The following is an 11,826-nucleotide window of genomic DNA, read 5'->3' as shown; positions in this document are numbered from 1 at the left end:
TTGGAACGCAATCGAAATAATGCTTCAGGCATATATTCGTGTAATCTGTTTTAGGATTTTTCTTTCGGGCTCAAAGATAAACGCTCAAGTTCTTTCTGCAAGAAAAACTCATTTGATACATAATTATCTAAGCTCATCCTCTGCTTAATCCAATAGCTTAAGCTATAAATGATATTCCAGTCTCAATCAGATGGATTAAATTTGATCCAGGCTTTTTCTATTTTTTCCGTTATGCTTTTTAAAAAAGCTGGGTGTCATTCCAGTCTCTTTTTTGAATTGTGAGGAGAGATATGCTACACTGCTATAGCCTAGAAGATCGGCTATTTCTGACAGGCTTTTCTCATTGTAAAAAATCAATTCCTTCACTCGTTCAATTTTCAATTTGGTAATATACTTTTCAATGGTTACACCTTCCACCTGAGAAAACAGTCTGCTCAGATAAGTATATTCATGCATGAGTTTTTCGGAGATATAACTGGAATAGTTTTCAGTCAAATTTTCATCAGAATGCTGAATCTGCTCTATCAATATGGTTTTGATCTGAGAAATTAGAGTGGCTTTTCCTTCTTCCAATAGTTTTAACCCTCTCGAATGCAATTGTTCTGCGAGTAGTGACTTCTGCGAATTCGTTGGGAGAAAATCTACTTTTATTTTACCCAGTTCGATGGAGGAGTAAGGGAGATTTAACTGGTACATAACTTCTTTGACAGAAGCAATGCATCTAGGGCAGACCATATTTTTGATATAAAGCTCAGGCATCTTGTGGTGTGTGTTTAACTATAAATGTTTAAAATCCACTATTAGTTCTCACGATCCTGCAGAGATAGGAGCCAAAAAAACGAAAAGCATCCTGGATTTATCCTAAGATGCTTTTCATGGTGAGATATTTTATTTTAACTGATTTTTGCTTGGAATATTCTCGAAACTGCCAATAAAGCAAGTGCTACCAAAGGCATGATCATAGCCGAAACGGGATCTCCATTTGCTGAATGAGCTATGAAAGCTGAAATGAAAGTGATACCAAATCCGGCATAAGCCCATTCTTTAATGAGTTTCGGGGAAACTGGAATCAGTAGTACAAGTGCGCCTAGAATTTTGGCAATTCCTAATTCAATTCGGAAGAAATCTTTAAATCCCATAGCAGTAAAGCCAGCTGAAACATTAGGATCGGTGAAATAGGCATAGGCGCTGAAAAGCATCATCAATGAAACCAGTGAGGTGGCTGTCCAATAAATTATTTTGTTTGTCATAAGCTTGAAATATTTTTTGCAAACATATGGTAATTAGCTATACATTTGTAAGTACTATACCAAAGTATAGCACTATACTTCGGTATAGTATAGCCTAATTACATGTAAACTGATATTATGGAAAAGTTAGATAAGTCAAATCACACGCAATGCACAGGAATTATTCGGCCAGTTCAGGATGCCTTGGATGTATTGAATGGGAAATGGAAGCTGCCAATCATCGTCGCACTACTGCATGGGTACAAACGGTTTTCGGAAATTTCTAAACAAGTTCCAGGGATTACTGATCGTATGCTTTCGAAAGAACTTCGGGATTTGGAATTGAACCAGCTAGTGAAGCGGTCAGTGTATGATACTTTTCCCGTGACTGTTGAATACACGATGACCAAATACGGTGAGACGCTCAAAGATGTAATCGCTGCGCTCCATCTGTGGGGAGAAAATCATAGAAGAAGGATTTTCGGAGACGATTTATTGAAGCAACCAATAAATAAGGATCATTTAGGTTGAACTTTCTAAAAAGAGGTGGCAATTAGGTTGCAAAAAATATTACATAAAACTTTGTTCTGTATTTGCAGAACTAACTGAACTTTGTTTATCTTTGTCCCGTTATCAGAGCATAACCCAAATAAAAAAACATGGTATTAACTGAAAAACATAAGGAACTGATCGAGCGAATTGGCGTTTTCCATGAGCACAAAGGAATGCAGCCGTTAGTAGGTAGAATCATCGGATTGCTTTTGGTACACGAAGAAGGTGAAGTATCCTTCGATGAAATAGTGGAGCAACTTGGGGTTAGTAAAAGTGCGGTGAGTAATGCGCTTACTTTCCTTCAGGCTAAAGGAAGATGTGTTTATTCTACACGTCCAGGTGATCGTAAAAGATATTTTGCTCTGAAGGTGAGCGATTGGAGGGAGGACTTCCAAAAAGATTTAGAAAACATTTCTGAGATCCAGAAATTCATAGATGAAGTATTAGAAATTAGAACGGATAAGAATCCAGAATTCAACTGCAATATGAAAGACTTTTCTAATTTTTTAGGCTTCTTCAAAAAGGAAATTCCAGCCTTGTTTGATCGTTTTAAAAGACAGCAAGCTTAAAAAAATTTAACTACTTAGTTTAGTAAATACAGAACCAACTATATATTTTATAACCAACTATTATTCAACAACATGTTAAAGAAGTATTTAACGTATGCATTCTTTCTCTTAGCTCCAGTGATAGGAATTGCACAAGAACAAGTGGATGATTTTAGTCTTCCAGATACACTCACATTTAAGGAGAGTATCAATATAGGTTTGCAAAATAACCGCACACTTAAAAAGGCTATTCTGGATGAAGAGAAGGCAAAGTATCAGCGAAATGAAATAAGAGGGGCGGGCCTTCCTCAAATTTCAGCCTATGGAGGGTACAATAATTTTATAGATGTATATCCTCAGGCAGTACCTGGAGGTATTTTCGGAGGAGATCCAGGAGATATTGAAGTGATCTCTCTAGGTGTTCCTCAAAGTCTGCAAGCTGGAGCTAGAGTTAATCAGTTGATTTTTAGCAATTCATACCTCATCGGTTTGAAAGCTGCAAAAACTGGTGAAGAATTTTATCGAGTTCTTGCGATGCAATCTGAAGAAGATGTGATCCATGATATTTCGATGAATTATCTAGGAGCTATTCAGTTAGAACTGCAAAAGGAAAATTTGCAGGCTAATATCGACCAGCTGACTTCTCTGCAGAAAATCCTAGAATCTCAATATGAGAATGACCTTGCGCGTAAAGTTGACCTTAATCGAGTGAAAGTTAATCTGACCTCCATTCAGTCTGAGTTGGAAAACTTAAAAATCGCGATTTATCAAAGAGAAGGCTATCTGAAATTGTTGATGGGAATACCGGTAGATACTCCGATGATATTGGATAGAACAGTGGCTGATTTAAGCAAAAAAGTTGAAAATTTTTCTGTTGGAGATTTCAATCCCTTCGATCGTAAGGACATTCAGTTACTCGGTATACAGCAAAAGCTTTACGAGTATGATTATAAAAACATCAAAGCAGAACATTTGCCTCAGTTGGTTGGATTCGCAGATTTCAACAAGAATGCTTACTCCGAAACTTTTGACTTTATGAGTCAGAGTAAAGTATGGTATCAAGGGTTTTTGATCGGTTTAAAATTAGAGATTCCAATTTTCGATGGTTTACAGACTAAATCAAAAGCGGCTCAATCTAAGGTGAAATCACAGCAATTGAACTTAGATAAGATCCAAGCAGAAGATGCCGCAAATCTTGAATATCAAAATGCTGTAAATAAGTATTTCAGCTCCATGAGTACGCTAGAGTCACTTTCTGGCAATTTGGAACTGGCAAATGACGTGCTGAAAGATACGAACCTACTGTATAAAGAAGGCCTAAGTCCACTGACTGACCTTTTGGATTCAGAAACTACCCAGCGCGAAGCTCAGGCAAATTATAACAATCAAATCATCCAAGTTCGGATCGCTCAATTGGAGATTCTGAATTCAACTGGAAAAATCTCAAACCTTTTACTCTAATAGAAAACTCATACCAACAATGAAGAAATTAATAATCGTAGCCTTACTTCTGGTGGGAGTGGGTGCAGTAGCCTTCACGCTATATAATAATAAGACAGAAATGAATGAGGCAGCAACGCTTGCCATGAAGTCTAGTGAGTACATCTCCGTAACTGTGGAGAAAGTAGAAGAAAAGACTGTCAATAGGAATTTTCAATCAAACGGGATTTTTGAACCATCTCAGGAATTGAAACTGATGTCTGAGACTTCTGGAGCGATCGTGAAGATCCAAAAAAGAAAAGGTGACTACGTGAAAAGAGGAGACCTGATCGTACAGATCGATGATCGTCTGATCCGTTCGGAATACACTATTGCAAAATTGAATAGAGACCAAGCAGAAAAGGACTTGAAGCGCTTTGAAAATCTTGCAGCAACTGACGCAATCACCAAGAAGCAGTTGGAAGAAAACGAAAAGGCTTTCAAAATAGCTGATGCGCAATTGGGAGCATTGAAGAAAAGACTGGATGACACGCAGGTGACAGCACCGATTTCTGGTTTCATCAATGAGGATTATTATGAATTAGGGACTTTAGTAAGCCCTGGGATGGCTTTGGTAGATATCATCAATAAGAATCCTTTGAAATTATCTGTGAATGTCACTGAATCCGAAATCTCCAAAGTGAAGAAGGGCGATGAGATCGCAGTAAGAGTAAACGCGATGTCTAATCAGGATTTTACTGGAAAAGTACATTTCATTTCAGATAAGGCCGATGCTTCTTTCAAATACGAGGTGGAGCTGATCATGAACAGCAAAAATCAGGATCAGATCAAGCCAGGTATGTTTGGTACTGCTCAGTTTATGTTTTCTCAGGAAGAGCAAGTTTTGAAAATCAACAGAAAGTCTATTTCTGGAAGTTTAAAAGATCCGGGAGTTTACCTGATCAAAGACGGCCTGGCAACATATCAGCCAGTCAAAATCAATCCACTTGACGATGGAACAGTAGAGGTCCTAGATGGACTAAAATCAGGTGACGAAGTAATTGCTTCTGGTCTGATCAATGTGAAAGAAGGAACCAAAGTCAAAGTACAGTAAACTATGCAAATCACTAAAATATCGATACAACGGTCGACCATGGTGGTCGTACTGTTTACCGTACTGACACTGCTGGGCTTATTTTCCTACTCTCAGCTTTCGTACGAGCTTTTGCCAAAGATGGAAACCAATGTGGTGACCATCTCTACGATCTATCCTGGTGCCGCGCCTTCAGAAGTGGAAACTTCAGTGACGAAAAAGATTGAGGATGCTGTAGCTTCTCTCGAAGGCATCAAATCCATGAATTCTATCTCTCAGGAGAGTGTATCAATTATAACTATTGAGCTTGAAGCTGGAGCTGATGTAGATTATTCCATGCAAGATGCACAGCGTAAAATCAATGCCATCTTGGGAGATCTTCCTGAAGATGCTGACCCTCCAAGTTTGGGTAAGTTTGATCTGGACGATTTGCCTATTATGCAGTTGGCCGTTTATTCAGATCTGAACCCCTCGGAATTTTATGATTTGATTAAAAATAAGATCCAGCCTTCGTTGGCTCAGATCAAAGGTGTCGCTCAGGTGAATATGCTCGGCGGTACAGAGCGTGAGATCAAAGTAAACTTGGATAGAAACAAGTTGGATGGCTACGGTATCTCGCCAATCACTGTTGCCCAGACTATTAATGCGAGTAATTTAGATTTCCCAACAGGCCGATTAAAGGATAATGAAGGGCAGGTTTTAATTCGCCTTGCAGGAAAGTTTCAGTCTATTCAGGATATAGAAAATCTAGTGATTGCCTACCGTAAGGATGAATCCCCAATCCAGTTGAAAGAAGTAGCAGAGGTAGAGGATTCCTATAAGGACGAAGATATTTTGACAAGATTAAACGGTAAATCGGCCATTGGCCTTACCGTTCAAAAGCAGTCTGACGCTAACGCAGTTGAGGTTTCTGATGTGTTGGTCAATGAACTTAGTATTTTAGAGCAAACCTATACTAAAGAAGGAGTATCATTCCAGATTTCTCAAAACACCTCTGAATTTACTTTGGAGGCAGCAAATCATGTGATTACAGATTTGATAATTGCGATTGTATTGGTGGCTATGATCATGCTATTGTTCTTGCATAGTATTCGAAATGCTATCATCGTAATGGTAGCAGTTCCAGCCTCTATTGTGGCAACATTCACTGTAATGTTCTTGGCTGGTTTTACCCTGAACTTGATGTCATTGTTGGCCCTTTCCCTTGTGGTAGGTATCCTTGTCGATGATGCAATTGTGGTTATTGAAAACATTTACCGTCACTTGGAAATGGGTAAAACCATTGCCCAGGCATCCTATGATGGTGTTCGAGAAATCGGTGCCACTGTAGTTTCCATCACCTTAGTAATTATCGTAGTATTCGTACCACTGGCTATGACCGGAGGATTGATTGGAGGTATTTTAGCACAGTTTAGTATCACCGTGGCTACGGCTACACTGATCTCTTTATTGGTCGCATTTACACTCATTCCGCTGCTCACATCCAGGTTTTCGAAGCTGGAGCATTTGGATAAAAATTCATTCTTTGGGAAAATCGTCTATGGATTTGAAGCAGGTTTAGATGCTTTTGTTGATTGGATGATAGATATACTGAAGTGGGGTTTTGCACATAAGGCAGCTTTGTTAGGAATTACTGTAGTTCTATTTATTTCCTCCTTCTTCCTTGTGATCAAAGGTTTTATAGGTTCAGAATTCGTTTCTGAAGGAGATAGAGGTGAATTTTTGCTTAGACTAGAGCTTCCAAAAGATGCTACGCTAGAGCAGACTAACTTCAAAACTCGTGAGGTAGAAGATTACTTGAGAACGCTACCGGAAGTCACTGAAGTATTTACAACAGTTGGTGTAGCTAGTGGGCAGTTCACAGGTTCCCAATCTTCTCCTTTTACTTCTGAGATTTTGGTGAAACTGGTAGAACCTGAATTCAGATCTATGTCTGGACCTGATTATGCTAGAAACCTAGAAAATTACCTGGAAGAGAATATCACTGGCGCTGAATATACTGGAGTTCCGATCTCGATTATGGGTACTGCGAATGATGCGCCTATTCAGGTGATTGTTTCAGGTCCTGATAAAGATTCCATTCGTTTAGTTTCTGAGAAGATCGAAGGAATTCTAGCTGGTTTGACTGGTACTCGTAAGATCGAAAGCTCACTCGAAGATGGTAACCCAGAAATCCGAGTGGAAGTAGATCGCTACAAAATGAATGAACTTGGCCTTTCCATGGATATGGTGGGTGGTGCTCTTCAGGTAGCATTCAACGGCAACGATGATTCCAAATACACCGATGGTGACTACGAATATGACATCCTGGTGAGATTGAATGAATTTGACCGTCAGTCGATGGCAGATGTTCAGAATCTAACTTTCCTCAATAAAAATGGACAATTGGTGAAACTAGAGCAGTTTGCTCAGGTTCGTCAATCGGAAGGTCCAACTAAGCTAGAGCGTAGAGACAGGGTTTCTTCTGTGAAAATCACCTCGCAGGTAGCCGGTGTTCCTTCAGGTACAGTCGGTGCAGAATTGACAGCCGCTATAGACGCGATGACACTTCCTCAGCAGGTTCAAATCAACTATGATGGTGATATGAAAAACCAAGCGGAAGGTTTTGGCTCTTTAGGCATAGCCTTATTGGCTTCGATTATCTTGATTTATTTGATCATGGTTGCGCTTTATGATTCCTATGTCTATCCATTAGTAGTGATGTTCTCACTTCCTATGGCACTGATTGGAGCATTGCTTGCCTTGGCGCTTACTAAAGGAACGCTCAGCATATTCTCTATTATGGGTTTGATTATGTTGATGGGATTAGTTGCAAAAAATGCGATTCTTTTAGTCGATTTCACTAATCAATTGAAAGAAGAAGGAGTAGAGGTAAAGGCTGCCCTTCAGAAAGCTGTTAAGATTAGATTCCGTCCGATTTTGATGACGACCATTGCGATGGTGATTGGTATGATGCCGATTGCCTTGGCTACTGGTGCTGGTGCTGAGTGGAAAAATAGCTTGGCATGGGTGATCATCGGTGGTTTGCTTTCTTCCATGTTTCTGACCTTGATCGTGGTGCCTGTGATCTATTACCTGTTTGACAGATTTATGGTGAAAATAGGTAAAGGCGAGAAGAAGCACATAGAACTAGAAGATACCAATGTGGAGGAATTTGAATCTGAAGCAGCGGCTTACGTTTAGGCTAAAATTGAATATATGAGCCTTGCTGATCAGCAAGATTAGCAAGGGTTTTTAACTACATACCCAATGAAAAATTATACTGATTTACGCAAAATCTCTAAGGTCTTCCATCAATATGGAATAGACCTGACAGGAAAAAGAAAATATGCTTCATTCGATAGTGATCTACGAATGGACAAGGTATTTGTCTCTGGTTTGATCTTCGAACTAGAGTACGAATTGAGAAAGCAGATAGCAGACGACAAAGTTGAAGGTGTGAAAGCACCCGCCCAGATTATTGAATTGTTGATGAGTTAGAAATAGTAGGGGCGAAAGAAATTTCGCTCGTACTTTCCGAAAAAAGTCCTAGATGTCTGGGACTCTTTTTTGTGCCTTAATTGTAAAAAGAAAGGGAAGGCTTCCAAAGAAACCTTCCCCAACAATGACGTAGTCAACTAAACTAAAAGAGAAAAGCCTTACTCTCCGTGTGAGCAGCAAGACCTAAATCCTGTCATTGCTTATGGTTTACAGTATTTAGGCCTGAAAGGTTCGGTGAATCTTTGAATTTGTGATTTTAGGGTGAAAATAAATATAGCTGGCTTGAATCATCCTTACTGGGTAAATGCCGAGCGCGTTCTTGGCGCTTGTTTTTCCTCACCAACTCCGAAACCAATAATTTGGTTAACATCAAAAACAACCTTGGTATCCCTTTTCCTCCAGCTAAAACAGGGGGCAGGTTAGGTTTGCCGGCGACTGGGACTGCGACTGAAAACTTTATACTCTTTCCATCACCCAGCCTTTCGCTACGCTCATTCTGGGCATATATGGAGCGTACCCTGGGCGCTTTTTTTATTTCTCCAATCTAAAGACACAGCAGGAAATGGTATTTGGTTATTTCTATCTTTAGTCTAACCTCGGTTTGACTAACAACTCTAAAAGACATTAGATACCAAAAATTCCGCTCCTCCAAAAAAAATGGCTGATCGTATGACCAGCCATTGTGCATTCTTGAGATTGAATGTTATTCCTCGAGCAGTGTGTTATTGAACAGCTTCAAAATTCTCTTGTACTCGTCCGTCCAGCTACTTGGTTCTACGAATCCGTGATCTTCCACAGGATAGATCGCCATTTCCCAGTTGTCTTTGCCTAACTCAATAAAACGCTGAGAAAGTCTCACTACATCTTGGAAGTGAACATTCACATCGACCATACCATGCGCCATCAGTAAGTTTCCTTTTAGGCCTTCGGCAAAGTAAATAGGAGAGGAACGACGAAATGCGATAGGATCTTCCTCAGGTGTGTTCAGGATGTTGGCTGTGTAACCATGATTGTAATGTGCCCAATCAGTTACGGAGCGCAGTGCAGCACCGGATTTGAAAGTGTCTGGAGCGTTAAACAGCGCCATCAGCGTGATGAATCCACCGTAACTTCCACCATACAGCCCAACTCGCTCGGGATCTACACCATGAGAAGCGACAAGGTATTTTACCCCATCCACTTGATCGGAAAGGTCTTTTCCCCCCATGTGACGATATATACCTGTTCTCCAATCACGACCGTAACCCGCAGATCCACGGTAGTCAATATCCAGTACTGTATATCCCAAATCTGTTAAGAGATTGTGGAACATGTATTCTCTAAAGTAACTTGACCACCATTTGTGGACGTTTTGTAGGTAACCAGCACCATGTACGAATACCACTGCTGCACCATTGCTTTTGGCTGGATCTGGCTTATATAATCTTGCAGGAACTTGAGCTCCATCTTCTGCTGTGAACTTCACCAACTGTGGATCTCTCCAGTTGTAGGCTTTGAATTCTTCACTTTGACCAGAAGTTAATTTCTCAGCTTTCGCTCCAACTTTATTGTCTTGGATGTATAGCTCTGCTGGTACGTTACTATAGGAGTAAATGATGGCCAGCTTTTTCTCATCTGGAGAAAGAGAAACATCATTGTTACCAGTCATTGAGGTAAGCTTCTCCATTTTTCCACCCATGACAGGCATCTTGTAGAAGTGACGCTCGCCTGGGTCTACTTCGGAAGTAGTCAGATACCATGATTTTTTATCCTTAGAAAGGAAAGGTGAAAACACCTCATACTTTCCTGAAGTGAGTGCTTTCTTCTTGCCTGTAGTAATGTCTAACAGGTAAAGATGCGAATAGCCTGTTTCCTCAGATTGGAAGTAGATATGCTTATTGTCAGGAAGCCAGCCTAAGGTTCCTCCGTAAAATGATCTACCAATCCCTGGGCCTGAGATCCATGCTTCGTCTCTTTGACGATCTAGGGTCGTTAATTTTCCAGTCTGCAAATCTACAGCAGCGATCCATCGGTCTTTATTGTCCGCGGAGCCGATATTTACGATAGCATTTTTGCCATCTGGAGAGAAATTCAGACTAGAGAACATCACATCTCTTTCCTTTTCTTCCCAAGTTTTGTCAGGATAATCTTTCACGTAATCTGGCAAATCTGTGATACCAGGAAGATCTGCGGCGCTTAGGAAATAAACGGAGTCGCGATGCAAATCATAAATTCCAATTTCCACTTTAGTAGGTTCATTACCTACTTTCGAACGTGCATTGAGATCGACTGTATATCCAGATGCATCTACATAATCCGGCACTTTCGTGTTTTTGTTTTGCGAAGGGCTGTAGATCGAAAATGTTGCAAACTTGCCGTCAGGAGACAATTGCAGGTTTCCCGGAGATTTTCCGTCAGTGTAGTAAACAAATTCCTCATCCTCAGATTCATTGAAAGCATCACGGTAATCTTTACGCATCTTTGCTTTTTCCTTGCGCTCATTCACCACACTGAGAAGCTCTAAGTTTTCTGATTCTAGCCAATCTTCCTTATCCTCGTCTTTGGACTTATCCTTAGGTTTTGGGCCAGTAGAGATATTGGTCGCTTGTCTTACAGACTTGGTAGCTCTATTCCAGATGTAAATATTGCTTTTCGAACTGAATGCAATTTCTTGCTCGTTTGCCAGAAACTTTGGGTTGCCAAGGTTTTCAGGCCATTCTATGAGCATTTCAGAAGTGTTTGTCCCCATATCTTCCAGCATGAGCTTTTTATCCCAGAGGTATACTCTCAAGGATCTATCCGCATTGAAGTCTTGATCGTCACGCTCGTTGGATTTTAACTCTTTCCAAGTCACTTTAGAGATCTTACTCTTTTCGGCCAATCCTAGCTTATAAAGGGAATCTGCAGGATCCTTATCTTGATTGTATCGGAAGTAAATAGTTTGAGAATCATCAGACCAAGACGCATTGGAAGGGAATGTGCCCATCCATGCAGGATCTCTCATAATGTATTCTACACTTAAGGTTGACTGTGCCTGAGCTTGTATAAGGATAATGCAGAGCAAAGGCAGAAACAGCAGTTTTTGCTTCATAATTGTATGGGTTGGTTTATTCTGATATTAATTAAGTGCTTCTAGAAACTGATGCAGTTCTGTTTCTATTGCCAGTAGTTGGGCTTGAAGGCTTTCGTTTAAAGTTTGGTATTTGTCAGGATTATTTTCAATTTCTTCCAAGGTTCTATGTGTGTTATGCGCTCCAATATAGATCATAGAGGGCCTAGCTTTGTGACAGCATTGTTTTATGGATTTGAAATCCTCTTGACTTGGAGCTTTATTCATCTCCTTCAAATTTTTGATATTTGTGTCTAAAATTATCTGAACCATTTCTTTAATCATCTCTGGTTCATCTTCGCCAAAGTACTGATAAATGGATTGTTCGCTTATTAATTGATACATGAGTGGATAAAACGGGTTGTTCTATGTAAAAAGTGGGTTTGGTCTATATTCCTAAAATTAACCACATTTCTT

At 40.0% G+C, this 11,826-nt stretch carries 10 protein-coding genes; 6 read left to right on the top strand and 4 right to left on the bottom strand.

Features of this window, described 5'->3' with window-relative positions; translation table 11 throughout:
• Window positions 1–195: 195 nt before the first annotated feature.
• Both LV85_RS07290 and LV85_RS07285 read right to left on the bottom strand, forming a co-directional pair.
• Complete coding sequence (locus LV85_RS07290) at window positions 196–759, bottom strand: helix-turn-helix domain-containing protein (RefSeq protein ID WP_111317677.1); 564 nt, start codon at window positions 757–759, stop codon at window positions 196–198.
• A gap of 134 nt (window positions 760–893) precedes the next feature.
• On the bottom strand, window positions 894–1,250 hold the full coding sequence (locus LV85_RS07285; protein WP_111317674.1) for a DoxX family protein: 357 nt from the start codon (window positions 1,248–1,250) through the stop codon (window positions 894–896).
• A 117-nt stretch (window positions 1,251–1,367) separates the two neighbouring features.
• Here LV85_RS07285 and LV85_RS07280 point away from each other — a divergent pair, with 117 nt between their 5' ends.
• The 6 genes from LV85_RS07280 (at window position 1,368) to LV85_RS07255 (ending at window position 8,321) form a co-directional block, all read left to right on the top strand.
• Window positions 1,368–1,760, top strand: a complete 393-nt coding sequence (locus tag LV85_RS07280) for a winged helix-turn-helix transcriptional regulator (protein WP_111317671.1) — start codon at window positions 1,368–1,370, stop codon at window positions 1,758–1,760.
• Between the two features lie 128 nt (window positions 1,761–1,888).
• On the top strand, window positions 1,889–2,350 hold the full coding sequence (locus LV85_RS07275) for a GbsR/MarR family transcriptional regulator (protein ID WP_111317669.1): 462 nt from the start codon (window positions 1,889–1,891) through the stop codon (window positions 2,348–2,350).
• Window positions 2,351–2,422: 72 nt separating this feature from the next.
• The gene (locus LV85_RS07270) at window positions 2,423–3,790 is read left to right on the top strand and encodes a TolC family protein (RefSeq protein ID WP_111317666.1); all 1,368 of its coding nucleotides are present in this window, start codon (window positions 2,423–2,425) and stop codon (window positions 3,788–3,790) included.
• A gap of 19 nt (window positions 3,791–3,809) precedes the next feature.
• Window positions 3,810–4,862, top strand: a complete 1,053-nt coding sequence (locus tag LV85_RS07265) for an efflux RND transporter periplasmic adaptor subunit (RefSeq protein ID WP_111317663.1) — start codon at window positions 3,810–3,812, stop codon at window positions 4,860–4,862.
• A 3-nt stretch (window positions 4,863–4,865) separates the two neighbouring features.
• Entirely contained in the window at window positions 4,866–8,024 is a 3,159-nt protein-coding gene (locus LV85_RS07260) for an efflux RND transporter permease subunit (protein ID WP_111317660.1), read from the top strand.
• Window positions 8,025–8,090: 66 nt separating this feature from the next.
• On the top strand, window positions 8,091–8,321 hold the full coding sequence (locus tag LV85_RS07255; protein WP_111317657.1) for an acyl carrier protein: 231 nt from the start codon (window positions 8,091–8,093) through the stop codon (window positions 8,319–8,321).
• Between the two features lie 703 nt (window positions 8,322–9,024).
• Here the strand turns inward: LV85_RS07255 and LV85_RS07250 are convergent.
• Window positions 9,025–11,391: a S9 family peptidase gene (locus LV85_RS07250; RefSeq protein ID WP_111317655.1), complete on the bottom strand. Its 2,367-nt coding sequence runs from the start codon at window positions 11,389–11,391 to the stop codon at window positions 9,025–9,027.
• A gap of 27 nt (window positions 11,392–11,418) precedes the next feature.
• Entirely contained in the window at window positions 11,419–11,754 is a 336-nt protein-coding gene (locus LV85_RS07245; RefSeq protein ID WP_111317653.1) for an Hpt domain-containing protein, read from the bottom strand.
• Window positions 11,755–11,826: the final 72 nt, after the last annotated feature.

Origin of the sequence: Algoriphagus chordae (genome assembly GCF_003254055.1) — a bacterium.
GTDB classification, from domain to species: Bacteria; Bacteroidota; Bacteroidia; order Cytophagales; family Cyclobacteriaceae; genus Algoriphagus; species Algoriphagus chordae.
This window is presented reverse-complemented; position numbering and strand designations above follow the sequence as displayed.